General features: G+C 70.6%; 24 protein-coding genes. 7 read left to right on the top strand and 17 right to left on the bottom strand.

What is annotated here, in order from left to right; all coding sequences use genetic code 11:
• Positions 1–27: 27 nt before the first annotated feature.
• Positions 28–741: an SDR family oxidoreductase gene (locus tag E9232_RS14205; protein ID WP_309794805.1), complete on the bottom strand. Its 714-nt coding sequence runs from the start codon at positions 739–741 to the stop codon at positions 28–30.
• A 120-nt stretch (positions 742–861) separates the two neighbouring features.
• Here E9232_RS14205 and E9232_RS14200 point away from each other — a divergent pair, with 120 nt between their 5' ends.
• The 3 genes from E9232_RS14200 to E9232_RS14190 all read left to right on the top strand — a co-directional run bounded on the left by E9232_RS14200 (position 862) and on the right by E9232_RS14190 (position 3,940).
• Positions 862–1,776 (top strand): LysR family transcriptional regulator, encoded by a 915-nt coding sequence (locus E9232_RS14200; RefSeq protein ID WP_309794804.1) that lies wholly within the window; start codon positions 862–864, stop codon positions 1,774–1,776.
• A gap of 124 nt (positions 1,777–1,900) precedes the next feature.
• Positions 1,901–2,962, top strand: coding sequence for a dipeptidase (locus E9232_RS14195; protein WP_309794803.1), 1,062 nt, complete (start codon positions 1,901–1,903; stop codon positions 2,960–2,962).
• Between the two features lie 48 nt (positions 2,963–3,010).
• The gene (locus tag E9232_RS14190; RefSeq protein WP_309794802.1) at positions 3,011–3,940 is read left to right on the top strand and encodes a DUF1186 domain-containing protein; all 930 of its coding nucleotides are present in this window, start codon (positions 3,011–3,013) and stop codon (positions 3,938–3,940) included.
• A 58-nt stretch (positions 3,941–3,998) separates the two neighbouring features.
• On the opposite strand, the gene groL is transcribed toward E9232_RS14190, so the two are convergent.
• From groL to E9232_RS14135, 11 genes are all read right to left on the bottom strand, one after another.
• Positions 3,999–5,630, bottom strand: coding sequence for a chaperonin GroEL (groL, locus tag E9232_RS14185; protein ID WP_309794801.1), 1,632 nt, complete (start codon positions 5,628–5,630; stop codon positions 3,999–4,001).
• A 28-nt stretch (positions 5,631–5,658) separates the two neighbouring features.
• Positions 5,659–5,976, bottom strand: a complete 318-nt coding sequence (locus E9232_RS14180; RefSeq protein WP_309794800.1) for a co-chaperone GroES — start codon at positions 5,974–5,976, stop codon at positions 5,659–5,661.
• 327 nt (positions 5,977–6,303) lie between these two features.
• Entirely contained in the window at positions 6,304–7,167 is an 864-nt protein-coding gene (locus E9232_RS14175; protein ID WP_309794799.1) for an alpha/beta fold hydrolase, read from the bottom strand.
• 203 nt (positions 7,168–7,370) lie between these two features.
• Entirely contained in the window at positions 7,371–7,652 is a 282-nt protein-coding gene (locus tag E9232_RS14170) for a hypothetical protein (RefSeq protein ID WP_309794798.1), read from the bottom strand.
• 355 nt (positions 7,653–8,007) lie between these two features.
• Positions 8,008–9,054 carry an ABC transporter substrate-binding protein gene (locus tag E9232_RS14165; protein WP_309794797.1) on the bottom strand — a complete coding sequence of 349 codons (1,047 nt, stop codon included), beginning with the start codon at positions 9,052–9,054 and terminating at the stop codon, positions 8,008–8,010.
• Positions 9,055–9,085: 31 nt separating this feature from the next.
• Positions 9,086–10,225 (bottom strand): NAD(P)/FAD-dependent oxidoreductase, encoded by a 1,140-nt coding sequence (locus E9232_RS14160; RefSeq protein WP_309794796.1) that lies wholly within the window; start codon positions 10,223–10,225, stop codon positions 9,086–9,088.
• Complete coding sequence (locus E9232_RS14155; RefSeq protein ID WP_309794795.1) at positions 10,222–11,601, bottom strand: FAD/NAD(P)-dependent oxidoreductase; 1,380 nt, start codon at positions 11,599–11,601, stop codon at positions 10,222–10,224. The genes E9232_RS14160 and E9232_RS14155 overlap by 4 nt, the downstream gene beginning before the upstream one ends.
• Positions 11,598–11,882 carry a (2Fe-2S)-binding protein gene (locus E9232_RS14150; protein ID WP_309794794.1) on the bottom strand — a complete coding sequence of 95 codons (285 nt, stop codon included), beginning with the start codon at positions 11,880–11,882 and terminating at the stop codon, positions 11,598–11,600. Before E9232_RS14150 ends, E9232_RS14155 begins: the two co-directional genes overlap by 4 nt.
• 13 nt (positions 11,883–11,895) lie before the next feature.
• On the bottom strand, positions 11,896–12,690 hold the full coding sequence (locus E9232_RS14145; protein WP_309794793.1) for an ABC transporter permease: 795 nt from the start codon (positions 12,688–12,690) through the stop codon (positions 11,896–11,898).
• 10 nt (positions 12,691–12,700) lie between these two features.
• Positions 12,701–13,570, bottom strand: coding sequence for an ABC transporter permease (locus E9232_RS14140; protein WP_309794792.1), 870 nt, complete (start codon positions 13,568–13,570; stop codon positions 12,701–12,703).
• Complete coding sequence (locus tag E9232_RS14135; RefSeq protein ID WP_309794791.1) at positions 13,567–14,640, bottom strand: ABC transporter ATP-binding protein; 1,074 nt, start codon at positions 14,638–14,640, stop codon at positions 13,567–13,569. Before E9232_RS14135 ends, E9232_RS14140 begins: the two co-directional genes overlap by 4 nt.
• Positions 14,641–14,827: 187 nt before the next feature.
• On the opposite strand from E9232_RS14135, the gene E9232_RS14130 reads away from it, so the two are divergent.
• The 4 genes from E9232_RS14130 (at position 14,828) to E9232_RS14115 (ending at position 18,376) form a co-directional block, all read left to right on the top strand.
• Positions 14,828–15,661, top strand: a complete 834-nt coding sequence (locus tag E9232_RS14130) for an IclR family transcriptional regulator (protein WP_309794790.1) — start codon at positions 14,828–14,830, stop codon at positions 15,659–15,661.
• Positions 15,662–15,803: 142 nt separating this feature from the next.
• Complete coding sequence (locus tag E9232_RS14125) at positions 15,804–16,586, top strand: creatininase family protein (RefSeq protein ID WP_309794789.1); 783 nt, start codon at positions 15,804–15,806, stop codon at positions 16,584–16,586.
• Positions 16,587–16,625: 39 nt separating this feature from the next.
• Positions 16,626–17,669: a class I SAM-dependent methyltransferase gene (locus E9232_RS14120; RefSeq protein WP_309794788.1), complete on the top strand. Its 1,044-nt coding sequence runs from the start codon at positions 16,626–16,628 to the stop codon at positions 17,667–17,669.
• Positions 17,666–18,376 carry a pseudouridine synthase gene (locus E9232_RS14115; RefSeq protein WP_309794787.1) on the top strand — a complete coding sequence of 237 codons (711 nt, stop codon included), beginning with the start codon at positions 17,666–17,668 and terminating at the stop codon, positions 18,374–18,376. The genes E9232_RS14120 and E9232_RS14115 overlap by 4 nt, the downstream gene beginning before the upstream one ends.
• A 4-nt stretch (positions 18,377–18,380) precedes the next feature.
• Here E9232_RS14115 and E9232_RS14110 read toward each other — a convergent pair whose 3' ends face one another.
• The 5 genes from E9232_RS14110 to E9232_RS14090 form a co-directional block, all read right to left on the bottom strand.
• Positions 18,381–19,439, bottom strand: coding sequence for a sensor histidine kinase (locus E9232_RS14110; protein WP_309794786.1), 1,059 nt, complete (start codon positions 19,437–19,439; stop codon positions 18,381–18,383).
• On the bottom strand, positions 19,436–19,882 hold the full coding sequence (locus E9232_RS14105; protein ID WP_309794785.1) for a response regulator: 447 nt from the start codon (positions 19,880–19,882) through the stop codon (positions 19,436–19,438). The genes E9232_RS14110 and E9232_RS14105 overlap by 4 nt, the downstream gene beginning before the upstream one ends.
• Complete coding sequence (locus E9232_RS14100) at positions 19,879–21,348, bottom strand: sensor histidine kinase (RefSeq protein WP_309794784.1); 1,470 nt, start codon at positions 21,346–21,348, stop codon at positions 19,879–19,881. The genes E9232_RS14105 and E9232_RS14100 overlap by 4 nt, the downstream gene beginning before the upstream one ends.
• A 262-nt stretch (positions 21,349–21,610) precedes the next feature.
• The gene (locus E9232_RS14095) at positions 21,611–23,194 is read right to left on the bottom strand and encodes a helicase HerA domain-containing protein (RefSeq protein WP_309794783.1); all 1,584 of its coding nucleotides are present in this window, start codon (positions 23,192–23,194) and stop codon (positions 21,611–21,613) included.
• Positions 23,195–23,310: 116 nt separating this feature from the next.
• Complete coding sequence (locus E9232_RS14090) at positions 23,311–24,198, bottom strand: DUF72 domain-containing protein (protein WP_309794782.1); 888 nt, start codon at positions 24,196–24,198, stop codon at positions 23,311–23,313.
• Positions 24,199–24,308 lie beyond the last annotated feature (110 nt).

Below are 24,308 nucleotides of genomic sequence, written 5' to 3'. Positions count from 1 at the left end.
GTGGTGTCGGTGTGGCGGCTGCAACCGTCAGACCAGGGCGCTGCCGCCGTGAATATAGACGATGCTGCCGGTGGCGTAGGGGTTGGTAATCAAAGCGAGGATCTGGGCGGCGATGTGCTCCGGCTGGCCGACCAAGCCTGCGGGCAGGGTGGCGGCGGCGCGCTCGTACATCGCCTGCCGCGCCTCCGCGGCCATGCGGTCGTAGAGCGGGGTCTCGACCAGTCCGGGCGACACGGTGTTGACCCGCACCGGCGCGAGCTCGAGGGCCAGGCCCTGGGCCAGCGCCTCCAGCCCGGCATTGATCGCGCCCTGGATCGCGGCGCCCTTCCGCGGCCGGATCGCCAGCACCCCGGTGACGAAGGTCAGCGACCCGCCGTCGCGGATGGGCGCGGCGCGGGCGATGCGGTAGGCGCCCCAGAATTTCGAGTCCATCGAGGCCTGGGCGTCGGCCAGCGGCAGCTCGCGCACCGCCGCGACCTTGGTCTGCGCCGCCGAGATCACGACATGGTCATAGGCCGCGCCGTCGGCGAAGAACGCCTCGACCGCGGCATCCGAGGTGGTGTCGAGCACCCGGCCCTGGCTGCCCGGGCCGATCGCGGCCACCGCGGCGTCGAGCTTGTCCTGAGACCGCGACGCCACCACCACGCCGGCGCCCAGCTTCGCCGCGGCCTGCGCCGTCGCCAGCCCGATCCCCGAGCTGCCGCCGACCACCAGCACCCGCTTGCCCGTCAAATCACTCATTCCGCTCTCCTGCTTCCAGCCGTGCCGGCCGTCCGACCCGTCACGTTTGAAGATCTGGACCTTCGGCGTCGCGGAAATAATACTCGGGATCGCGAAGCCACTCTTTCCGGATCGTTGACAATGCGGCCGATCGAAAACCTGACCGACATCACCGCCTTCGTCCGCATCGCCGCGGCGGGCAGCCTGTCCGCCGCGGCGCGGGACCTCGGCCTGTCGCTGGCGGTGGTGTCGAAGCGGCTGGCGCGGCTGGAGGCGGCGCTGGGCGTGCGCCTGGTCCAGCGCACCACCCGCCGCCTGAGCCTGACCGAGGACGGCGCCGCCTTCCACGAGCGAGCGCTGCGCATCCTGGCCGAGCTGGAGGCGGCGCAGGACGCGATCGGCGGCGACGGCCGGCCGCGCGGCCTGCTGCGGGTGACGACGACCGCGGCCTTCGCCCGCCGGCTGATCGCGCCCTGCCTCGGACGCTTTCACGAGCGCTATCCCGAAATCCGGGTGCATGTGATCGCCATCGACGCGGTGGTCGATCTGGTGCGGGACGGCATCGATATCGCCATCCGCCAGGCGGCCCTGCCGGACAGCACGCTGATGGCGCGGGAGCTGGGGCGCAACTGGCGGGTGCTCTGCGCGTCGCCCGACTACATCGCCCGGCGTGGCCGCCCGGCGACGCCGCAGGATCTGGCCGACCACCCCTGCATCACCTATGGCGACCCGCCGATGACGGTGTGGCAGTTCGCGCGCCGGGGCGAAGCCGCCGTGGGCACCATCGTGTCCGGCGCGATCATGAGCAATGACGGCGAGGTCGCGCATGCCGCGGCGCTGGCCGGCGCCGGCGTCGTGCTGAAGTCGATCTGGCACGTGGCGGAGGATTTGGCCGCCGGGCGGCTGGTCCGGATCCTCGAAGACTACGAGTCGCCGGCGTCGCCGCTACAGGCGGTCTTCCCCTCCGCCCGCCACCTCGCCCCCAAGACCCGTGCCTTCCTCGACTTCCTCGGCGCGGAGCTGCGCGTCGCGGCGGCGGGGCTGGGCACGCCCTGACCCGGCGCGGGGCGGCGATGTGACGGTTTCGCCCGGCGCCGCCTTGCCAGCCGGGGCGGGGGCTGCTCAACTCCTTTCCCCGCCCGGCCGATCCGCGGCCGGGGCCGACCACGACGGATCCTTGATGACCGAGCCCGCGCCCATCCCCGTCTTCGACGGGCACAACGACGTCCTGCTGCGCCTGCTGAAGGCGCATGCCGGCACGGCCGAAACCGCCTTCATCGAGGGCACGGAGACCGGCCATCTCGACCTGCCGCGGGCGCGCAAGGGCGGCTTCGTCGGCGGCATGTTCGCGATGTTCCCGCCACCGCTGAAGTCGTCCAGCGGGATGGACCGGATGCAGGGCGGCAGCTACGCCGTGCAGCTGCCGGCGGAGCTGGGGCTGGCCGACGCCCAGGCCTCGACCACCGCGATGGCCTCGATCCTGCTGCGGCTGGAGCGGGCAGGGGGTCTGACCGTCTGCCGGAGCGTGGCCGAGATCCGGGCCGCGGTGGCCAAGCAGTCGCTGGCCGCGGTGTTCCACATCGAGGGCTGCGAGGCGATCGACACCGATTTCCGCATGCTCGACCTGCTCTACGCCGCAGGCCTGCGCTCGCTCGGCATCGTGTGGAGCCGGCCGAACGCCTTCGGCCATGGCGTGCCGTTCGTGTTCCCCAGCACCCCGGACACCGGGCCGGGCCTGACCGATGCCGGCCGCGCCCTGGTCCGCGAATGCAACGACCGCCGCATCCTGATCGACCTGTCGCATCTCAACGAGAAGGGATTCTGGGACGTGGCCGAGCTGTCCTCGGCGCCGCTGGTCGCGACCCATTCCAACGCCCATTCGGTCTGCCCGCATGCGCGCAACCTGACCGACCGGCAGCTCGACGCGATCCGCGAGAGCCGCGGCATGGTCGGGCTGAACTTCGCCACCGCCTTCCTGCGTCCGGACGGGTCGATGAACGCCGACACCGACCTCGAGGTCATGGTGCGGCACCTCGATGCCCTGATCGAGCGGGTGGGCGAGGACGGGGTCGGCCTCGGCTCCGACTATGACGGCGCGACCATGCCGGCCCGCATCAAGGACGTCGCCGGCCTGCCGCACCTGTTCGAGGCGCTGCGCGCCCATGGCTACGACGACGCGCTGCTGCGCAAGATCGGCACGGAGAACTGGTACGGTGTCCTGGAGCGCACTTGGGGCCGCTGACATCGGCTGCCGCGCGACGTCGGAGGCCGGCGGGAGGAAAGGTGCATCATGACTGTGGACGAGATGATCCGGGATCTCGCCGCCGCGAACGGTGTCCTGCCTGCCGACGCCATGAACTGGGCCCTGGAGCATTGGGATGATGCCGGGCCCCGGTGTGTCGAATTCCTGGAACGCCACGCCGGGGGCGCACAAGGCTCCAAGGGCGTCGAAGACGCTCTCTTCTTCATTATCCATCTGGCGGGCGAGATGCGGGAGACCCGCGCCTTCCCGCATCTCTGCCGCATGATCCGGGGCCCCGAGGCGGAGCACATCCTCGGCGATGCCGACACCGAAACGCTCGGCGGGATCCTGATCAACACCTTCGACGGTGATCCGGCGCCCCTGAAGGCGGTGATCGAGGATGCGGGTGCCGGCGACTACATGCGTGACGCGGCACTGGACGCCCTGGCCTGGCACTGCCGCATGGGCGCCATCTCCGATGAAGAGATGAAGGCCTACCTGCTTCACCTCTACGAGCACATGCAGCCGCGGGATGAAAATGTCGTGTGGCTTGGCTGGGTCACGGCGGTTTTTTGCCTCGGCTACGAGGGCTTGGCGCCACGGGCGGAACGGCTTATCGACGATTTCCTGGTTCCGCCGGGATTCATGGAGGTCGAGGATTTCCATGACGAACTGCGTCGGACGTTGGACGACCCCGAGCGGATGGCCGGCTTCATCGACAACCACATCGGCCCGTTCGTGGATGCGGTCGGCACCTTGTCCACCTGGTCCGATTTTTCGGAGGACGACCAGGCGGAACTGGATAGCGGACTGGAGGAGGACGACGAGGACGGCGATCTGGACGACCTTCTGCTGTCGGACAGACTGCAGGTCCCGCTCCACAGTGAGCCGGTGACCGATCCGCTGCGGCATGTCGGCCGCAACGACCCTTGTCCGTGCGGCAGCGGCAAGAAGTACAAAAAGTGCTGCCTGCAGTAAGAGAGTGGCCGTCATCGGTGTTGGGTTCACCACCGGTGAACCCAACGGGACCCTCGCCTTAGAAGTCGTAGTCGCCGCCGCCCGGGGCGGCGGGGGCTGCCGGCTTCTTCTCGACCTTCTCGACGATCAGCGCCTCGGTGGTGATCAGCAGGCCGGCGACCGAGGCCGCGTCCTGCAGCGCGATGCGCACCACCTTGGCCGGGTCGATGATGCCGGCCTTCAACAGGTCGGCGAACTCGCCCTTCTGGGCGTCGTAGCCGCGGTTGATGTCGTTGCCGTCCAGCAGCTTGCCGACCACGATCGACCCGTCGCCGCCGGCGTTCTCGACGATCTGCCGCACCGGCGCCTGCAGGGCGCGGCGGACAATGTCGATGCCGACCCGCTCCTCGTCATTCGCCGGCTTCAGCTTCTCCAGCGCCTTGGCGGCATAGAGCAGGGTGACGCCGCCGCCCGGCACCACGCCCTCGGCGATCGCGGCGCGGGTCGCGTGCACCGCATCGTCGACGCGGTCCTTGCGCTCCTTGACCTCGACCTCGGTGGCGCCGCCGACCCGGATCACCGCGACGCCGCCGGTCAGCTTGGCCAGCCGCTCCTGCAGCTTCTCGCGGTCGTAGTCCGAGGTGGTCTCCTCGATCTGGGCGCGGATCTGGCCGATCCGGCCGTCGATCTCCTTGCGGGTGCCGGCGCCGTCCACGATCGTGGTCTCCTCCTTGGCGATGCGAACGCGCTTGGCGGTGCCGAGGAAGTCGAGGGTCACGTTCTCCAGCTTGATGCCGACATCCTCGGAGATCACCTGGCCCTTGGTCAGGACCGCGATGTCCTCCAGGATCGCCTTGCGCCGGTCGCCGAAGCCGGGCGCCTTGACCGCCGCGATCTTCAGCCCGCCGCGCAGCTTGTTGACCACCAGCGTGGCCAGGGCCTCGCCCTCGACATCCTCGGCAATAATCAGCAGCGGCCGGCCGCTCTGCACCACCGCTTCCAGCAGCGGCAGCAGCGGCTGCAGCGCCGTCAGCTTCTTCTCGTGGATCAGGATGTAGGGGTTGTCGAGCTCGGCGATCAGCTTCTCGGCATTGGTGATGAAGTAGGGGGAGAGGTAGCCGTGGTCGAACTGCAGGCCCTCGACCACGTCCAGCTCGGTCTCCAGGCTCTTGGCCTCCTCGACCGTGATCACGCCCTCGTTGCCGACCTTCTTCACCGCCTGGGCGATGATGCGGCCGATCTCGACCTCGCCATTGGCGGAGATGGTGCCGACCTGGGCGATCTCGTCATTGGTCGAGATCTTCTTGGCCCGGCCTTCGACCGCCTTGACCACGGCCTCGACCGCCTTATCGATGCCGCGCTTGAGGTCGAGCGGGTTGAGGCCGGCGGCCACCGCCTTGGCACCCTCGCGCACGATCGCCTGGGCCAGGACCGTGGCGGTGGTGGTGCCGTCGCCCGCGAGGTCGTTGGTCTTGGACGCGACCTCGCGCACCAGCTGGGCGCCGAGATTCTCGAACTTGTCGGAAAGCTCGATCTCCTTGGCGACGGTCACGCCGTCCTTGGTGATGCGCGGCGCGCCGAACGACTTGTCGATGACCACATTGCGGCCCTTGGGCCCGAGCGTGACCTTGACCGCGTTGGCCAGGATGTCGACGCCGCGCAGGATGCGGTCGCGGGCGTCGGCGCTGAACTTGACGTCTTTGGCTGCCATGATGGTGTCCTTGGTGTCGGGGGCGGGGTCAGGCGGCCTTCTTCGAGGCGCGCTTGGCGGCCTCGAACACGCCGATGATGTCGGTTTCCTTCAGGACCACGAGGTCGCTGCCGTCGAGCTTGATCTCGGTGCCCGACCATTTGCCGAACAGCACGCGGTCGCCGGCCTTGACGTCCAGCGGCTGCAGCTTGCCGGCCTCGTCGCGGAGGCCAGGGCCGACGGCGATCACCTCGCCCTCCTGCGGCTTCTCCTTGGCGGTGTCGGGGATGATGATCCCGCCCTTGGTTTTCTCGTCCTGGTCGATGCGCCGGATCAGGACGCGGTCGTGCAGCGGGCGGAAGGACATGGGGTGCTCCTGGAAGGTGAGGGAAGGCACGGAGCCCCGGCGCTCCGAGGGGAGGCGAAGGGCGCTTCCGGTTCCGGTGGGGAAGGGTGGGCGGCGATGCCGCCGGCACGCGGGAGGCGGGTCAGGTCGCCCGGCGACAGGGGCCGCGACACCACCGGGCCGGGCCCGTGGGGGCGGCCAGGGGTACGTCGTGGAGGCTGGCGAGAGCGGTCATCAGGCGAATCCGGCCGACGGCAATGGTGCCGATGCAGATCGGCATGTGGATAGCCTAGAAAATGTCATTTCAGTTAGTCAATATGAATTTTATAACTAAATACATATGTATATTCAGACTGCGGTCGCTTCGAGACCACCCAGGAAACCCAGAAGCGGCGGGATTGCGGCGGCCGCGGCGGTGCTCGAGAGGTTGTGGCCCAGCCCCGCGATCACCTCGATCCGAGCGCCTGGGATCAGCGCCGCCCCGGCCCGCGCGGCCTCGACCGGCACCACCGGATCGGCGGAGCCGTGGATGAACAGCGTCGGCGCGGTGATGCGGCGCAGCAGGTTGCTGCGGTCGCCGGCGGCGCCGATCGCCCGGATCTGGCGGGCGGAGCCGAGCGGGCAATAGCCTCGCGCCACCGCCGCGGCGATGCGGGCGCGCAGCTCCGCCTCCGGCGTCACCCAGGCATCGCCCTCGAACAGCGCCGCCTGGCGGGTGAACAGGTCGATGTCGGGGGCCCGCAGCAGTTCCGGCGGCCGCGCCGCGCCCAGCGCCTCGCGGATATGCGGCGCGGCCAGGACCCCGGCCTGCCCACCGGAGGACATCAGGCAGGTGAGGGACCGCACGCGGTCGGGGTGGCGGGCGGCCACGATCTGGGCGATCCGCCCGCCCATGGAATAGCCCAGCAGGTGGACCCGGCCGAGGCCCAGCGCGTCGATCAGCCCGGCCGTGTCCGCCGCCATGTCGAACAGGGTGTAGGGCGTGTCTGTCCCCTCCTGGTCGGACCGGCAGGGACCGAACTTGGCGGACAGGCCGGTGTCGCGGTTGTCGAAGACGACGACGTGATGGATGGCCGCCAGCGCCTCGATCAGCGCCCAGGGCCAGTCGATCAGCTGCTGCGCCAGGCCCTGCACCAGCAGGATCGGCGGCCGGCCGGGATCGCCGAACCGCTCGACCGCGAATTCCAGATCACCGACCGCAACCCGCGCCATGTCCCGCTCCTCAAACCGGCGGCGGCATGGTCGCGGAGCGCGGCCGGCGTGGCAATGGCCGAGACGGGATGGTGCGAAAGGGGTGTCAGAGCGCCAGGCGGCTCGCGGCCCGGACGCGCTCCTGCCGCACCGGCGCGGCCGCCGGGTCGGTCGACCGGTACTGGACGATCAGCGAAGGATCCATCCCCGGATTCTGCAGGGTTTTAAGGGCCGTCGATATATCTCGACTGGAACACCCCGAGGTCGCGCCGGAAGCTGTCGAGGTTGTAGTCGGAGACCCCCGAGGGCGGGGTGCGGTCATGCAGGATTGCGTGCAGGATGCATTCCTGCATGCGGCCCAGGCTGCCGCCCTCCCGCGCCGCTTCCATCGCCGATCGGATCCAGCGCGTCTCCTGGGGGTTCGGCGGAAAGCCGTCCTCCCAGTTCTGGCGCTGGATGCGGAGCCAGAAGTGCAATGTCTGTGCAAGGCTCCGGCCGTCGCTCATCATTGGGTCCGTCGTCGGCATTATCCTCACACAAGACACGGGCGGCCGATTTGTTCCGGCACCTCGGGTTTTGCGGCGCTGCTATGTTCCCTGGCCTCCGGCAGGAACCGCGCCGTTGCATCGGCGCGGGCGGGCCGTCTTGTCCGTCTGGAGGAGCATCCGGTCCTCCCACTCTCCTTGAGGTCGTGGCGAGAGTCCCACTCTCGCGGGACACTCCTTTCTACCTTCTATCCAACAGACAATTGCGAGGAGGCGAAGCCGACGAAGCAATCCATGGGCCCGCACGAGCGGCCCGATGGATTGCTTCGCTGCGCTCGCAATGACGGGGTGGGTGGCAAGGACGTAGGGTAAGCTCCTACTTCTCGACCGTCCGGTTCCAGCGGTCGTTCCAGTCGGGCCGGTGGGCGTTGATCTGGTCCCAGTCCAGCACGATGGCGTGATCGAGATAGCCGCGGAACTCGGTCAGCATCTTGGCGGCCTCCGGCGTCGCGCCCGCGACCTTGCTGTTGGACGGGATCTGGCCGCCATATTGCAGCGCCGGGTCCTGGGCCTGGACGCTCAGCAGGTAATGCGCCAGCTTCTGCGCCAGCGCCGGCTCAGTGTTCCCGGCGACGACGCACTGCGTCACCATCAGCAGCACGCCGCCCTCCTTGGGCTGGGCGTAGGCCACCGGGATGCCCTTGTTCTGCATGCCGGCGATGGCGGTCGGCGTCAGCGGGAAGATCGCGGCCTCGCCGGTCTGCACCATCTCCGACAGCTTGGCCGAGCTCGGGATGTACTCCAGCACGTTGGGGCCGATGGTGTCGGCCCATTTGCTGAAGCCCGGCTCGACATCCGCCTCGCTGCCGCCCTGGATGCGGTTGACCATCAGGAAGCCGTGCAGCCCGTAGGTGCTGCTCGACAGCGACTGGAACACCACCTTGCCCTCGAATTTCGGGTCGGCCAGGTCCATCCAGGAGGTCGGGGCCGGCCAGCCCTGCTCGGTGAACATCTTGGTGTTGTAGCCCAGGCCGGTCAGCCCCAGGGTCACGCCCGACGCCATGTCGTCCTTGATCCGGGCGGCGGGGTACAGCTGCTCCAGCACCGGGTCGGGCTCGGTCTTCTGGCACAGCCCCATGCCGATCGCCCGCACCATCACCCCGTCGTCGAGGAAGATCAGGTGCATCTGCGGGTTGTCCTTGGCCGCCGTCGCCTTGGCCAGGATCTCGGAGGAGGTGCCGGGCACCACCACGACCTTGACGTCGTTGGCCTTCTCGAAATCGGGGAAGACGTGTTCGGTGAACGCCTTCTCCATGTCGCCGCCATTCATGCCGATGTACAGCGTCTTGGTCTCGGCCGATGCGGCGCCCGAGGCCAGCAGCGCGGCGCTCGCCAGCAGGGCCGTCTTCATTCGTGCATTCATGGTGCTCTCTCCTGCTTGATGTGGTTGATGGTCACGCGGCGGGGGTTGCCGCCGCCGCTGCAAAGCGGCCGATGCCGAAGGCCTCGATCGGGGTGGTGCTGCGCCCGTCCCGCGCCAGCTCGGCCAGCACCTCGCCGACCGCCGGCCCGATCTGGAAGCCGGCGCCGGAAAAGCCGAAGCCGTGGATCAGCCCCGGCGTGGTGCGGCTCAGGCCCAGCACCGGGTTGCGGTCGGGGGTGTCGCCCTCGACCCCGCTCCAGAACCGGATGATCTGGGCGCCGCGCAGGGCCGGAAACAGCTCGGCCGCCTGCTGCAGCAGTGACGCGATGGCGGACCGGCCGGGCCGGGCCCGGTCGGCGTCCAGCGCATGGCCGCGGCCGCCGCCGATGACGCAGTTGCCGCGCTCGACCTGGCGGCCATAGATGCCGCCGCCCTCGACCCCGATGTTGACGTCCATCAGCCGGGGCAGGGGCTCGGTCACCGCCATGTTCGGGTGGCTCGACACCAGCGGCACCGGCTCGCCGAAGGATGCGGCGAAGCTTCCGGCCCAGGCGCCGGCGCAGTTCAGCAGCAGGCGGGACCGCACCTCCAGCCCGTCGCCGGCCAGCAGGCGGAAGCCCTCGCCGTCGCGGGCCGCCTCGCGCACCGGCGTCTGCTCGCGGATGTCGGCACCGGCCTGCCGTGCGGCCCGGGCGAAGCCGGGCGACACCAGCCGTGGATTGGCATGGCCGTCCGCCGGGCACAGCGACCCCGCAATGGCGCGGTCGCCCAGCCAGGGATAGCGGTCGCGGAAGGCGTTGCCGGTGATCAGTTCGAGGTCGAGGCCGAAATCCCGCACCCGGTCGCGATAGGCCTCCAGCGACGCCAGATCGGCCTCGCTGCGCGCCAATTTCAGGTGGCCGGAGCGGATGTATTCGCCGTCGATGCCGATGGTCTGCGGCAGGCGCTGCCAGATGGCGTGGGCGCGCTGGGACAGCGGGATCTGTTCCGGCGGCCGGCCCTGGCGGCGGACGCCGCCATAGTTCACGCCGCTGGCCTGGGCGCCGCAGAAGCCGCGCTCCAGCAGCAGCACCGACATCCCCATCCGCCGCAGCGCCAGCGCCGCCGCCGCCCCGGCAATGCCGCCGCCGATGATGGCGACATCGGTGGTCAGGCGTTCGGTGGCGGTCATGCCGCGCCCTCCGGCTCGTCCTCGATCGTGAGGGGGATCGGCTTGACCGGGGCCTGGCCGCGCAGGCGGCCGACGGCTTCGACCGGCACGCCGCGATGGGCGGCCAGGATCTCGGCGGCTGCTGCTCCGCACATCCGGCCCTGACAGCGGCCCATGCCGACGCGGCACAGCGCCTTCAGCCGGTTCAGCTCGGGCGGCCCCCAGCCGGCGGCGGTGGCGCGCAGGGTGCCGGCCGTCACCTCCTCGCAGCGGCACACCACCAGATCGTCCGGCGCCGATGCGGCCCAGCCGGCCGGCAACGGGAAGGCGCGCTCCAGCCCCTGGCGGAACCGGCCGATCGCGGCCAGCTTCGCCTCGATCCGGGCAGCGCGGGTTAGGTCGACCGGCCGGCCGAGATCCTGTAGCAGGGCCAGGGCGGCGCGCTCGCCCGCCAGCTCGGCGGCATCGGCGCCGGCGATCCCGGCACCATCGCCGGCCAGGTAGACGCCGGCGACGCTGCTGCGCCCGGCGGCGTCGCGCTCCGGCAGCCAGGCGCGGTTCAGGGCGTCGAAGCGGAAGTGGCAGCCGGCCAGGTCGGCCAGCTGGGTCTCCGACCGCAGACCATAGCCGAAGGCGACGGCGTCGCAATCGATGCGATGCTCGCGGGTGCCGTCGTGCCAGACCAGCCCTTCGACCCTGTCGGTGCCGAGGATGCGCAGCGGCCGGGCGCCGTGCCGCGCCGCCACGCCGCCGGCCTTCAGCGCCGCCATCAGCTTCAACCCCTTGGCCAGCACGGCCGGGCCGCGCAGCAGCCCGGGCAGGGCGGCGACCTTGTCGGCAAAGCGGGCAGTGTCCAGCACCGCGGCGACCTCGGCCCCCGCCTTGAGATATTGCGACGCCACCAGCGGCAGCAGCGGGCCGGTGCCGATGAAGGCGACGCGCCGGCCGATGCCGCAGCCCTGATACTTCAGCGCCAACTGGGCCGCACCCAGGCTGTAGGCGCCGGGCAGGGTCCAGCCCGGCATCGGCAGGATGCGGTCGGTGGCGCCGGTGGTCAGGATCAGGTGGCTGTAGGGCAGGCGGCTGCTGCGCCCGTCCCGCAGCAGGTCCAGCGCCCCGGCCTCGATGTTCCAGACCAGCGTCTCAGCCCGGTGGTCGATCGCCGGCGCCAGGCTGTCGATGGTCCGGTGCAGCGCCTCGGCCTTCGCCGCCTCGGTGCCGTACAGCGTCCTGGCGTCACGGGTGAAGCCGTCGGGCTGGCGGCGATAGATCTGGCCGCCGCCCTTCCTGGCCTCGTCCACCAGCACCGGCCGCAGCCCGGCCGCGGCCAGGGCCTCCACGGCGCGGATGCCGGCCGGGCCGGCGCCGACGATCACCGGACGGATCTCGCCGCTCATGCCGGCTCTCCGGTCACCAGCCGCATGCCCTCGGCGATGGCGGTGGAGCAGGCGCGGAAGCGGCGTCCGTCCTCGGTGGCCACCCAGCAATCCTGGCAGGCGCCCATCAGGCAGAAGCCGGCGCGGGGGTGCCCTGAGAATTCTGACCGCCGCAGCCGGTCGGCGCTGGTCAGGATCGCGGTCAGCACGGTGTCGCCGGCCAGCGCCGTGGCCGGGCGGCCGTCCAGGCGGAAGCGGATCTCGGGCCGGCCGGTCTCGGCCAGGCGGGTCAGGATGGGCATCGCGGGGATCCGGTCACTGGCGGCCGACCAGGATGCGGTCGAGGCCGTAGATGCGGTCGAGCACGACCATGGCGACGGCGGTGACGGCGACCATCAGGGCCGAGACCGCGGCCATCATCGGGTCGATCGATTCCGTCGCATACATGTACATCCGCACCGGCAGGGTGACGGTGGCGGGCGAGGTGACGAAGATCGACATCGTCAGCTCGTCGAAGCTGTTGATGAAGGCCAGCAGCCAGCCGCCGGCCACGCCGGGCAGGATGATCGGCAGGGTGATGCGGCGGAACACGGTGAAGGCGCCGGCCCCCAGCGACGCCGCCGCCTGCTCGGTCGACCGGTCGAAGCCGATCAGCGCGGCGATCACCAGCCGCAACGCATAGGGCGTGATCACCACGCTGTGCGCCAGCACCAGCCAGAAGAAGCTGCCGGCGGCGCCGAGCTCGGAGAACAGCTGCAGCAGCGCCACGCCCAGCACCAGGTGCGGGATCAGGAGCGGCGACAGGAACAGGGCGTTCAGCCCGTCGCGGCCGGGGAACTGGTAGCGGGTGGTGGCGATGCCGGCCGGCACCGCGATCGCGGTCGACAGCGTCGCCGCCATGGTCGCCAGCCACAGGCTGTTCCAGAAGGATTGCAGGAAGTCCGAATGGTCGAACACCGCCTGGAACCAGCGCAGCGAGACGCCCGTGGTCGGCAGGCTCAGCGTGTTCTCCGGCGTGAAGGCGACCAGGCAGACGATCACCAGCGGCGCCAGCATGAACGCCGCGACCAGGGCGTGGAAGGTGAGGGCGAAGGGGCCGTTGCGGGTCATCGGCGCCACCTCACCCGAGGCTCTTCCGGTACCGTCCTTCGACGATCCGGTTGTAGCTGAGCATGATCACCAGATTGGCCAGCAGCAGGATCACCGCGATGGCGGCGCCCAGCGGCCAGTTCAGCGAGTTCAGGTATTCGTCATAGACCACGGTCGCGACCATCTTCAGCCGCCGTCCGCCGAGCAGGCTGGGGATGGCGAAGGAGCTGGCGGCGAGGCCGAACACGATCAGGCTGCCGGACAGCAGACCGGGCAGCACCTGCGGCAGCACCACCCGGCGCAGCACCGTGCTGTGCGACGCGCCGAGCGACAGCGCCGCCTGCTCGGTGGCCGGATCCAGCTTCTGCAGCGAGGTCCAGACCGGGATCACCATGAAGGGCAGCATGACGTGGACCAGCGCCACCACCACCGCCGTCTCGGTGTAGAGCAGCCGGACGCGGCCGAGGCCGAGCGCCTGCAGCGCGTCGTTCACCAGGCCGGTGGGGCCTAGCAGCATGCTCCAGCCGAAGGCACGGACCACGACCGAGACCAGCAGCGGCGCCAGCACCACCAGCAGGAAGATCGACCGCCAGGGCTTTCGCATCCGGCTCAGCACATAGGCCTCGGGCGCGCCCAGCACGGCGCAGATCAGCGTGGTCAGCGCCGCCAGCCGGAAGGTGCGCAGGAAGATGCCGTAGTAGTAGGGGTCGGTCAGCACGGTCAGGTACTGGCCGATGGTCCAGGCATCCTGCACGCCGGTGGTGTGGTCGTAGACGTGGAAGGACAGGATCAGGGTCAGGACAAGGGGCGTGATCACCAGCGCCGCGAACAGCAGCGTCGCCGGCGCCGCCATCGCGGTGACCGCCAGGCGCGGGGTGGCGGCTCCCGTCGCGGCGCTCATTGCAGGGCCCCGGCGGCCTCGGCGTCGCGCAGCACCCGGATCATGCCGGGCGCCCAGTCGATGCCGGCCTTGGCGCCCTCGGCCAGCGGCTCTTCGCCCAGGTTCGGGGTCGCGACCAGCAGTTCCCCGACCGAGGTGTCGAGGTGGTACAGCCACTGGCTGCCCAGGAAGTAGCGGCGCGACACCGTGCCGGGCAGGCGGCCGCTGCCGGCGGCGCCCAACGCCAGCTTCTCCGGCCGCAGGCACAGCAGCACGTGGGCGCCGGCCGGCAGCCCGTCGCCGGGAACCTCCAGCGTGACCGCGCCGACCGCCACCCGGGCGGTGGCGCCGGCCTGGGCCACCACGCCGTCCAGCAGGTTGGCCTTGCCGACGAAGTCGGAGATGAAGCGGCTGCGCGGATGCTCGTACATCCGGTAGGGCTGGTCGATCTGGGTGATGCGGCCCTGCTCCATCACCACCACCCGGTCGCTGATCGACAGCGCCTCGGACTGGTCGTGGGTGACCATGATCGTGGTGGTGCCGGTGCGGCGCTGGATCTGGCGCAGCTCGAACTGCATCGCCTCGCGCAGCTTGGCGTCGAGGTTGGACAGCGGCTCGTCCAGCAGCAGCACCGGCGGTTCGATCACCAAGGCGCGGGCCAGGGCCACGCGCTGGCGCTGGCCGCCCGACAGGGCCCGGGGATAGCGGTCGGCGAGGTGGTCGAGATGGACCAGCGCCAGCGCCTCGGCCACCCGCTTCGCCCGTTCGGCCTTGGCGACGCCGCGCATCTCCAGCCCGAAGGCGACGTTGTCGGCCACGGTCATGTGCGGGAACAGGGCGTAGCTCTGGAACACCACGCCCAGGCCGCGGCGGTTGGGCTTCACCGTGGTCAGGTCCTGGCCGTCCAGCAGGATCCGGCCCGTGGTCGCCGGCACGAAGCCCGCGATCATCTGCAGCGTCGTGGTCTTGCCGCAGCCGGAGGGGCCGAGCAGCGACACGAACTCGCCGCGCTCCACCGTCAGGTCGAGATCCGCGACCGCCGCGACGTCGCCATACAGCTTCGAGATCCGTTCGAGACGGAGGAAGGTCATCGCTGTCTCCCTGGCACACCTGCGCGGTCGATCTTGGGTCCGTTGAACGGAAGGCGCCGACACGCCTTTCCAGAAGACTCTTTCGCCCGATCGAGTCAAGGAGACATTCCATTTTATTGGGAGTATTCTGATTCAGATTCCATATATCGGAATCAATGATGGTTGTGGCTATGCAGGAATTCCGGAAATGGTGAAGGCCGATGAACCTCTGTCTCCGGGCAAAAGCCTGCAGCGCGGCTTCGCCATCCTGCGCGCACTGGCCGAGGCGGGCGGCGAGGGGGCGAAGCTGATCCGCATCGCCGAAGCCACCGACCTGACCCAGGCGACGGTGCACCGGCTGCTGAAGGCGCTGGCAGCGGAAGGCATGGTCGAGCAGGACGAGCGCAGCCGGATCTACCGGCTGGGCATCGATTTCTTCGCTCTGGCGGCGCGGGCGGGCAACCCCAGCAGCCTGCGCGACCTGTGCCGGCCGGTGCTGCAGCGCCTGTCCGCCATGCTCGGCGACACCGTGTTCCTGCTGGTGCGCACCGGCTTCGACGCGCTGTGCCTCGACCGCAGCGAAGGCCTGTTCCCGATCCGCTCCCACACCGGCGACATCGGCGGCCGGGTGCCGCTCGGGGTCGGGCAGGGGGCGCTGGTGATCCTGGCCTTCCTGCCGGAGGCGGAGCGCGAGGAGGTGGTGCGCTTCAACGTCCCGCGCCTGGTCGGCCAGGGCGTCATGGACGAGGTCTACCTGCGCAGCGAAATGGCGAAGGTGCGCGCGGCCGGCTACGCCACGCGGCGGGACTTCATCCTGCCCGGCATGGGCGGCGCCGCGGTGCCGATCCTCGATCGCGACGGCCGGGCGGTGGCGGCGCTCAGCATCGGCACCATCTCCGAACGGCTGGGCGAGGACCGGCTGCCGACGGTGATCGAGATCCTGAAGCGCGAGGCCGACGCGATCGGGCCGCGGATCAACCCCTTCGACCCGGCCCTGCGCCGCCCGGCCCAGATGCTGGGCAGCGCCGCCATGGGCGGGTGAGGGACCGTTCTTTTTTTGTCATGCCACGGCTTGACCGTGGCATCCAGGGCGGCCAGAGCGGTTCTTCGTGGCCCCTGGATTGCCCGGTCAAGCCGGGCAATGACAGATAGAGTGTAGTCCCCACGATCCGAGGATCCCTCCGATGTCCCTTCCGCCCTTCGCCCCCGGTCCTGCCCGCCTGGCCTGGAGCCCGTCGCCGGAGCTCGGCGCGCTGGGCAAGGCCCACGGCGCGGTGCTGGTCCCGACCGGCGCGGTCGAGCAGCACGGGCCGCATCTGGCGACCGGCGTCGACATCTGGCTGGCAATGGCGGTGGCGCTGGGCGTCGCCGGGCGGGACCCGTCGATCCGGGTGGCCGAGCCGATCTCCTACGGCTCCTCGGCGCATCACGTGGCCTTCCCCGGCACCATCAGCCTGCGGCCGTCGACCTTTATCGCCATCGTGGTCGATGTCTGCCGTTCGCTGGCGCGCGACGGCTTCTTCCCGATCCTGCTGAACGGCCATGGCGGCAACCGCGGCGCGCTGCAGGTCGCGGTGTCCGAACTCGGCGCCGACGGCATCCGCAGCGCCGCCTTCTCCTATTTCGACCTGATCCGCGAGGATGCGGCGGCGATCCTGCCCGATGCCGACCAGGGCTGCGGCCATGCCTGCGCGCTGGAGACCTCGCTGATGCTGCACCTGTTCCCGGGATCGGCCCGGGCCGAGGCGATCCCGGCCGGCGGTACGCCGTCCTGCTGGCCCGACCCGCATCTCTATGCGTCCAGCCCGATCACGGTCTGGCGCGGCTTCGAGGAGATCAACCCGACCGGGGTGATCGGCCGCCCCGCCGACGCCACCGCGGAGGCCGGGGCCAGGCTCTACGAGGCCGCGGTGGCCTGTTCGCTGGCGGCGACGCAGCGGCTGCGCGAGACCTTCGCCACGGCGTGAGGCTTTCGTTTTCGGCCGCGATGTGCCACGGAGGCCGGCATGACCGATGATCCCGCCCTCGACACCCTGTTCCTGCCCTTCGACACCGAGGCCCTGGCCTGGCCGGCGGATGGCCGCGCCCTGTTCCTCGGCGCCCGCGCCGGCGCGGCGCTGGCCGGATACGCATCCCCTGCCCTGGCCTGCGAGCAGAGCGTCCGGCAGCACGCCACGGCGCTGGAGCAGGCGGGGCTGACCGTCTCGCCCGCGGTCGAAGGCCGCTTCCCGCTGGTGCTGGTGCTGCCGCCGCGGCAGCGCGAGGCGGCGCGCACCCTGCTGGCCCGCGCGCTGGACCAGGCGGTATCAGGCGCCGCCGTGGTGGTCAGCCTGGCCAACACCGACGGTGCCCGCTCGATCGAGGAGGATCTGGTCCGCCTGGCCGGGCCGGTCGAAAGCCTGTCGAAGAACCGCTGCCGCGTGTTCTGGGTCCGCCCGCAGGACGGCGCCGGCGACCTTGCGCTGCGCGCCGAATGGGCGCTGCTGGATGCGCCGCGCCCGGTGGCGGAGGGCCGCTTCCTCAGCCGCCCCGGCCTGTTCGCCTGGGACCGCATCGATCCCGGCTCGGCCCTGCTCGCCGCCCATCTGCCGGCGGACCTCAAGGGCCATGGCGCCGATCTCGGCTCGGGTTTCGGCACGCTCTCGGCCGCGATCCTGGAGCGCTGCCCCGATGTCACGGCGCTGGACCTCTACGACGCCGAGGCGCGGGCGCTGGACCTCGCCCGCCGCAACCTGGCACCCCTGGCCGGGCAGACCGCGCTCGACTTCCTCTGGCATGACGTCGCCGGCGGGCTGGCGCCGGGCCGGCGCTACCATTTCATCGTCACCAACCCGCCCTTCCATGACGGCGGCCGGGCCGACCGGCACGACCTCGGCCGCGCCTTCATCGCCGCCGCGGCGGCGGGGCTGAAGCCGAAGGGGCGGCTGTGGCTGGTGGCGAACCGGCACCTGCCCTATGAGGCGACGCTGGAAAAGGCCTTCACCATGGTCCGCAGCGTGGTCGAGGACGGTCCCTATAAGGTGATCGAGGCCGCAAAGGGCGTGCGATGAAGCTGGTCCGCCGCCTCGCCAATCTCGGTTACGGCAGCCGCAAGCAGGTCGAGGCGATGCTGCGCGACGGCCGCGTCACCAACGCCGCCGACGTGCCGTTCAACCCCGAGGCGCAGCCGGAGCACGAGGCGATCCGGGTCGATGGCGAGCCGCTCGACCCCCCGCCCGGCGCGGTGCTGATGCTGCACAAGCCCACCGGCTACACCTGCGCCACCGCCGACCCCGGCCGGGTGGTCTACGAGCTGCTGCCGCCCCGGTTCCGCCAGCGCAACCCGATCGTCGCGCCGGTCGGGCGGCTCGACCGCGACACCACCGGCCTGCTGCTGCTGACCGATGATGGCGTGCTGCTGCACCGGATCATCTCGCCCAAGGCCCGCATCCCCAAGGTCTATGAGGCGACGCTGGCGCAGGACCTCGCGGGGAACGAGGCGGAGCTGTTCGCCGCCGGCACCCTGATGCTGCGGTCGGAGAAGACGCCGCTGGAGCCGGCGGCGCTGGAGGTGCTGGGGCCGCGGCGGGCCCGGCTGACCCTGACCGAGGGCCGCTACCACCAGGTCCGGCGGATGTTCGCCGCGGCCGGCAACCGGGTCGAGACGCTGCACCGCGCGACCGTCGGCGGCCTGGCGCTGGGGGATCTGGCCGAGGGGAAGTGGCGGCTGCTGGACCCGGCCGAGGTGGCCTCGGTGTTCGGGCCGCCTGCGGCCTGACGACTCACGCCGCGAAGGTCAGCACCACCCGGGTCCCGGCGTGGCTGGGGTCGTGCAGCAGGGTCGCTTCCAGCTTGGTCGCCATCGCCTTGATGATCCGCTGCCCCAGCCCGGTCGATCCCGCCGGCGCCGGGCCGATGCCGACGCCGTCATCCTCGACCGTGATCTCGATCCGGGCATCGGGCAAAGCGCGCTGCACCACCCGGACCGGCCCGCCGCCCGCGGCGGGATAGGCGTATTTCAGCGCGTTCAGCACCAGCTCGGTGACGATGACGCCCAGCGCGATGGCCCGGTCGGGGTGAATCTCGACCGGCTCGGTCCGCAGGTCCAGCACCGACCGGGTGCCCTGGCCTTCGGTCGATCCGCGCAGGCTTTCCGCCAGTTCCTGCAGATAGCGGTCGAGCTCGATGGCGCTGACGGAGTCGGAGGTGTAGAGGCGGCGATGCGCCTGGGCGACCGCCATCACCCGGTTCTCCGCCTCGGCCAGCGCGCCCTTGATGTCGGGCGCACCCGACGCATTGGCCTGCAGCCGCAGCAACGAGGCGATCAGCTGCAGGCTGTTGCTGACGCGGTGGTTGATCTCGCGCATCAGCATGGCGCGCTCCTCGGCCAGCGCCTCGAAACGGTCGCGGGCGGCCCGGATCTCGGCCTGGTGGATTTCGTTCTCGCGCCGCAGCCGGGCGGCCTCCAGCGCGCCGTCGATCGCCGCCTGCAGCAGGGCGAAGAACTCGCCCTCGGCCGATTTGATCACATAGTCGGCGGCGCCGATCTTCAGCGCCGCCACCGCCACCCGGCTGTCCTGGTTGCCGGTGGCGTAGATCACCGGGGGCGGGTCGGGCCGCCGGCGGATCTCCTCCAGCGTCGCCAGCCCGTCCTGGCCGGGCATGGCATGGTCCAGCACCACGGCGTCGATGCCGCCCTGGTCGATGCGGGCCAGCCCCAATCCGCCATCGGTCGCGATCTCGACGACATAGCCGGCGCGGCCCAGCGTCCTTTGCGCCAGCCGGGCCAATCCCGGATCGTCGTCGATGTAGAGGATGCGGATGCCGGCAGCAGCCATCATGGAGTCTCGGGCACCTGGATGACGGAGAAGAACAGGCCCAGCTGCCGGATCGCGTTGGCGAAGTTCTCGTAGTTCACCGGCTTGGTGATGTAGACGTTGCAGCCGAGGTCGTAGCAGCGCTGGATCTCGACCTTGTCGTCGGTGGTGGTCAGGACCACGACCGGCGACAGCTTCAGATGGTCGTTCTCCTTGACCCGCCGCAGGATCTCGGTGCCGGAGATGTCGGGCAAGTTGAGGTCCAGCAGGATCAGCAGCGCCCTGCCTTTGTTCACCTCGCCGGATCCGTCCGGGCCGAACAGATGGGCCAGGCCGCTGGTGCCGTCGCGGAACGACATCAGTTCGTTGTGCACCCCGGCCCGGCGCAGGTTCTTCTCGATCAGGCGGGCATGGCCCTCATCGTCCTCGATCATCACGATGCTGACCGCGCGGCTGTCCTGGCTCATCTCGCTGCCCTCCGGTTGGGTTCGATCCATGTCTTGGGAAGGGTGACCCGGAACACGCTGCCGTGCCCCGGGGTGGAATCCATCGCGATGCTGCCGCCCAGCCGGCGGACCAGCGCGCGGACATGGGCCAGGCCGATGCCCTCGCCCGGCCGGTCCTGCGGGCCGGAGCGGCGGAACAGCTCGAAGATCCGGCCCCTGTCCTGCGGGTCGACGCCGCGGCCGTTGTCGCGGACCTCGTAGACCAGGCCGGCTGCCGTCGCCCGGCCGCTGACCTCGACCTCGCCCGGCACGCCGTCGCGCAGATACTTCAGGGCGTTGTCCAGCAGGTTCGAGAAGATCTGCTCCAGCGCCAGCCGGTCGCTGGCCAGGGCCGGCAGGGCGCCGATCCGGATCTCGGCGTTCCGCTCCTGGGCCTGGTGGGCCAGGCTGCCGGCGATGCCCTGCAGCAGCGCGGTGGCGTCGATCCGCTCGCGCTTGAACTCCCGCCGGCCCTGCCGGGCCAGGGTCAGGATGGCGTTGATCAGCCGGTCCATCTTGGCGATCGAGGTCTTGATGAAGCCCACCGCCTCGCCGAAATCCGCCTTCAGCGCCTCGTCCTCGCTTTCGTCGGCCGGTGCCGGCAGCTGGCCGCGCAGGGCCGCGATCCGGTCGAAGATGCCGTCGCGCACATGCTCCAGCTCGCTGGTGAAGCCCATGATGTTGACCAAAGGCGACCGCAGGTCGTGGCTGACGATGTAGGCGTAGCGCTGGATCTCCTCATTGGCCTCCTGCAGGTCGGCCGTCCGCTCCGCCACCACCGCCTCCAGCCCCTCATTGGCGTGGGCGAGCTCCTGCTGGATGGCCTGCAGCGCCCGGGTCGACCGCCGGAACAGGATGACGGCGACGGCGGCGACCGCGACGATGGTCAGCAGGCCGGCCAGGGTGATCGCCACCAGCCAGAACTGGGTATTGCGCGAGGTGGCGGACCGGTCGGTCAGCAGCCGCGCCTCCTCCGTCTTCATGCCCGTCAGGATGCCGTCGATCTGCGCGATCAGCTCACGTCCGCGCCCGGTCCGCACCAGGGTCAGCGCGCCGATGCGGTCGCCGCCATCGTACTGGCGAACGGCGTTGCGGAAGTTGGGCAGCCGGTCCAGCAGCGGCCGCAGGGTTCCGATCGCCTGCTGCTGCGAGGGATTGTCGCTGGTCCGGCCCTGGATCTCGTCGATCACGGCCGGGATCTGCGCCAGCGCCGTCTCGAAGGAGTCGGCGTATTGCTTGTCCTCGGTCAGGAGGTAGCTGCGCTGGGCGCCCTCCACCGTCTGTACCAGGAACTGCAGCTGGGTGATCCGGCCTTCCAGCTCGAGCGAATGGGCGACCCATTCCTGGTCCTCGCGCGACTGCTGCACCAGCCAGATCGACGCGACGCCGATCACCAGCAGGATGGCGAAGCCGAGGATGCCGAGGGTCAGGAGACTGTGTCTGGTCATGGAATCGGGGGACGTGTTGCCGCTTCGCTCTGGTGTATGGCACGCAACCGTATGAGGGTGCTGGGCCATTTGCCACAGGAAGATAAAACTCTCAACTATTCGCCGAGCTTCAGCCTTTTAGCCCACGCTATGCAATCTTGATCTGCTCAGCATTGCGGCCCGCGGCCGGTCGCGCAGAAATTATCAAATGTTTATTTCGGAATGTTGTGGAAATGCCGGCGGACGGGGTGCCAGGGGCAGGCCGGGATCAAGGCCCGCCCCGTCACTCGACTCTCGCTTCCGCCTCATCCTCGACCGGCAGGTCCGCGCCAGCCGGCGTCGTGTCCTCGATCTCGATCACGGCCACGGCTTCCGGCCCGTTCGGGTCGCCGGGGCCGGTCTCGCAGCCGAGGTCCGGGAAGGCCATGATCCGGTTGCCGCCGCGGCCGGCGGCGCGGCAGACGATGAAGCCGCGCTGCTCCATATAGGTCAGCAGCCGCCGGGTGCGGCCGACCGACTGGGTGCCGTAGGCCCGTCCGATGGTGGCGTCGGACGGGCAGGGCGCCGTCGCCAGCCCCGCCTTGACCAGCAGCAGGAAGATGCCCTGCATGTCCTCCGGCAGGTCCTTCGCCAGACTGGTGGCGCGCTGCCAGGCCGGGCTCTCCGCCGTCTCGGTGTCGACCCCGGCGCGGGCCACCGCCAGCCGGCCGCGGAAGCCGGCGAGGTCGAGCGGCCCGCCGCCGCCCCGGGGGCCGGCGAGCTTGCGGATCCGGCAGCGCACCAGGAAGTCCTGGTACAGCACCGCGACCGGGCGAAATGCCGAATCCTCCTCCGCCACCAGGTCGCGCAGCACCGCGTCGATCGCGGCGTCGCGCTCCGCCTGGGTCATCGGATCCGTCTCCTCCTCGGCCGCGGCGGCCGCTGGGTCGGGGCGGCTGCGGATCAACTGGGCCAGCAGCTCGGCGGTCGGCTGCGGCGCCGGCTGGCGCGGCAGCCGCGGCACCGGCGGCTCGACCTCGGCCGGCTTCAGGATCAGCTCGTGCAGGTCCTCGGCTGGCGCCTCCGGCATCGGCATCAACTTCGGGCTGGTCGACCGCGCGCCGGTCTCGACCGCGCCGATCTTGACCTCCAGCGGCCGCCGCGACAGGGCCGGGCCCAGCGCCACGAACTGGCCGCGCCCGAGGTCGCGGAACATCTCGGCCTGGCGCCGTTCCAGGCCCAGCAGGTCGGCGGCGCGCGCCATGTCGATGTCGAGGAAGGTGCGGCCCATCAGGAAGTTCGAGGCCTCGGCCGCGACGTTCTTGGCCAGCTTGGCCAAGCGCTGGGTGGCGATGACGCCGGCCAGGCCGCGCTTGCGACCGCGGCTCATCAGGTTGGCCATGGCGCCCAGCGTCGCCTTGCGCGCCTCCTCCGACACATCGCCGGCGGCGGCGGGGGCGAACAGCTGGGCCTCGTCCACAACCACCAGCACGGGGTACCACAGGTCGCGCTCGGCATCGAACAGCCCGTTGAGGAAGGCGGCGGCGCCGCGCATCTGGGCGTCGGCGTCGCAGCTTTCGAGGTTGAGCACGGCGGAGGTGCGATGCTGCCGGATGCGGCCGGCGATGCGGTGCAGGTCGGCATCCGACCGGTCGCCATCGACCACGATGTGGCCGAAGCGGTCGGCCAGGCTGATGAAGTCGCCCTCGGGGTCGATCACCACCTGCTGCACCCAGGGGGCGCTCTGCTCCAGCAGCCGGCGCAGCAGATGCGACTTGCCGGAGCCGGAATTGCCCTGCACCAGCAGCCGAGTCGCCAGCAGCTCCTCGAGATCGATCATGGCCGATGTCCCGTTGGACAGCGTTCCGATGTCGATTTGGACCGTCATCACCCCTCCGCAAACTCGGGCCGCGCCATCCTCCGGACGGCAGGACCGGGCATGGTCTATCACGACGGGAGACGGTCGGGGCAACCCGAAGGGACGGGGCAGGGTCCCGGCGCGGTTCAGCTGCCGAGACGGGACTCGACGCGGCGAATCAGGCCCCGGGCGTCCTCCGGCGCGCGCACCTTGGCGTCATTGTCGAAATAGACGAAGACGTCGCGCCGGGCCCGCTTCGGCCCGGGCCGGTCGATCACCCGTTCGGCGTCGTCGGGCTCGCGGCCGGTGGCCCAGGCGGCGACGCGGTCGGCCCAGCGGTCCAGCGACGCGTCGTCATAGCCGCTGACATACAGCTCCTCCGAGCCATGCAGGCGGCAATAGATGAAGTCGGCGGTCAGGTCCATGCGCCGCGGCCAGTCGACCGTGTCGGCGCAGACCAGTGCCACCTTGTGGCGCCGTAGCAGCCGGACGAAGGCGGGGTCGAGGAAGCTGTCATGCCGGATCTCGATGGCGTGGCGCAGCGGCCGGCGCCGGTCGGTCCTGGTCCAGGCCCGGCCGGCAAAGCGGTCATCGTGCCGGCGCGCCATCGCGGCCGCGGCCTCGGTGTCGTGCGGCAGCAGGGCCAGGAAGGCCTCGATCCGCGCCGCGTCGAAGCGGAAGCTGGGCGGCAGCTGCCACAGGATCGGGCCCAGCTTCGGCCCCAGCCGCAGCAGGCCGGAGGCGAGGAAGTTGGCCAGCGGCGTCCCGGCGTCGCGCAGCCGGCGGGTGTGGGTGATGTAGCGCGGGCCCTTGACCGCGAAGACGAAGCCTTCGGGCGTTTCCTCGGCCCAGCGGGCGTAGCTCTCCGGCCGCTGGCTGCCGTAGAAGGTACCGTTGATCTCGATCGACGGAAAGGCTTCGGCGGCGAAGGCCAGCTCCCGCTTCTGCGGCAGGCCCTTGGGGTAGAACACCCCGCGCCAGGGCCGGTAGGTCCAGCCCGAAATCCCGATCCGCACCCGTCCCGGCCTGGTCATCGCGATCCTCCCGAAAGGGAACGCCGCGGCCGCGGGGATGGTGCCGTCGTCTTTGCGACGGCGAACTCTCAAAAGAAAAGAGGGCGGCCCCTGGCGCCGCCCTCGAAGTC

The organism is Inquilinus ginsengisoli (assembly GCF_031453975.1).
Classification (GTDB): Bacteria; Pseudomonadota; Alphaproteobacteria; order DSM-16000; family Inquilinaceae; genus Inquilinus; species Inquilinus ginsengisoli_A.
Note: the sequence above shows the minus strand (reverse complement) of the source record. Positions and strands in the feature narration are given on the sequence as shown.

Coding starts and splice junctions, on each gene's coding strand:
- E9232_RS14125 (WP_309794789.1), top strand. CDS start 15,804: ATGTCCCTTCCGCCCTTCGCCCCCGGTCCTGCCCGCCTGGCCTGGAGC.
- E9232_RS14135 (WP_309794791.1), bottom strand. CDS start 14,640: ATGACCTTCCTCCGTCTCGAACGGATCTCGAAGCTGTATGGCGACGTC.
- E9232_RS14145 (WP_309794793.1), bottom strand. CDS start 12,690: ATGACCCGCAACGGCCCCTTCGCCCTCACCTTCCACGCCCTGGTCGCG.
- E9232_RS14090 (WP_309794782.1), bottom strand. CDS start 24,198: ATGACCAGGCCGGGACGGGTGCGGATCGGGATTTCGGGCTGGACCTAC.
- E9232_RS14105 (WP_309794785.1), bottom strand. CDS start 19,882: ATGAGCCAGGACAGCCGCGCGGTCAGCATCGTGATGATCGAGGACGAT.
- E9232_RS14200 (WP_309794804.1), top strand. CDS start 862: ATGCGGCCGATCGAAAACCTGACCGACATCACCGCCTTCGTCCGCATC.
- E9232_RS14115 (WP_309794787.1), top strand. CDS start 17,666: ATGAAGCTGGTCCGCCGCCTCGCCAATCTCGGTTACGGCAGCCGCAAG.
- E9232_RS14190 (WP_309794802.1), top strand. CDS start 3,011: ATGACTGTGGACGAGATGATCCGGGATCTCGCCGCCGCGAACGGTGTC.
- E9232_RS14130 (WP_309794790.1), top strand. CDS start 14,828: ATGGTGAAGGCCGATGAACCTCTGTCTCCGGGCAAAAGCCTGCAGCGC.
- E9232_RS14140 (WP_309794792.1), bottom strand. CDS start 13,570: ATGAGCGCCGCGACGGGAGCCGCCACCCCGCGCCTGGCGGTCACCGCG.
- E9232_RS14160 (WP_309794796.1), bottom strand. CDS start 10,225: ATGACCGCCACCGAACGCCTGACCACCGATGTCGCCATCATCGGCGGC.
- E9232_RS14175 (WP_309794799.1), bottom strand. CDS start 7,167: ATGGCGCGGGTTGCGGTCGGTGATCTGGAATTCGCGGTCGAGCGGTTC.
- E9232_RS14095 (WP_309794783.1), bottom strand. CDS start 23,194: ATGACGGTCCAAATCGACATCGGAACGCTGTCCAACGGGACATCGGCC.
- E9232_RS14120 (WP_309794788.1), top strand. CDS start 16,626: ATGACCGATGATCCCGCCCTCGACACCCTGTTCCTGCCCTTCGACACC.
- E9232_RS14100 (WP_309794784.1), bottom strand. CDS start 21,348: ATGACCAGACACAGTCTCCTGACCCTCGGCATCCTCGGCTTCGCCATC.
- E9232_RS14195 (WP_309794803.1), top strand. CDS start 1,901: ATGACCGAGCCCGCGCCCATCCCCGTCTTCGACGGGCACAACGACGTC.
- groL (WP_309794801.1), bottom strand. CDS start 5,630: ATGGCAGCCAAAGACGTCAAGTTCAGCGCCGACGCCCGCGACCGCATC.
- E9232_RS14110 (WP_309794786.1), bottom strand. CDS start 19,439: ATGATGGCTGCTGCCGGCATCCGCATCCTCTACATCGACGACGATCCG.
- E9232_RS14205 (WP_309794805.1), bottom strand. CDS start 741: ATGAGTGATTTGACGGGCAAGCGGGTGCTGGTGGTCGGCGGCAGCTCG.
- E9232_RS14155 (WP_309794795.1), bottom strand. CDS start 11,601: ATGAGCGGCGAGATCCGTCCGGTGATCGTCGGCGCCGGCCCGGCCGGC.
- E9232_RS14150 (WP_309794794.1), bottom strand. CDS start 11,882: ATGCCCATCCTGACCCGCCTGGCCGAGACCGGCCGGCCCGAGATCCGC.
- E9232_RS14180 (WP_309794800.1), bottom strand. CDS start 5,976: ATGTCCTTCCGCCCGCTGCACGACCGCGTCCTGATCCGGCGCATCGAC.
- E9232_RS14170 (WP_309794798.1), bottom strand. CDS start 7,652: ATGAGCGACGGCCGGAGCCTTGCACAGACATTGCACTTCTGGCTCCGC.
- E9232_RS14165 (WP_309794797.1), bottom strand. CDS start 9,054: ATGAATGCACGAATGAAGACGGCCCTGCTGGCGAGCGCCGCGCTGCTG.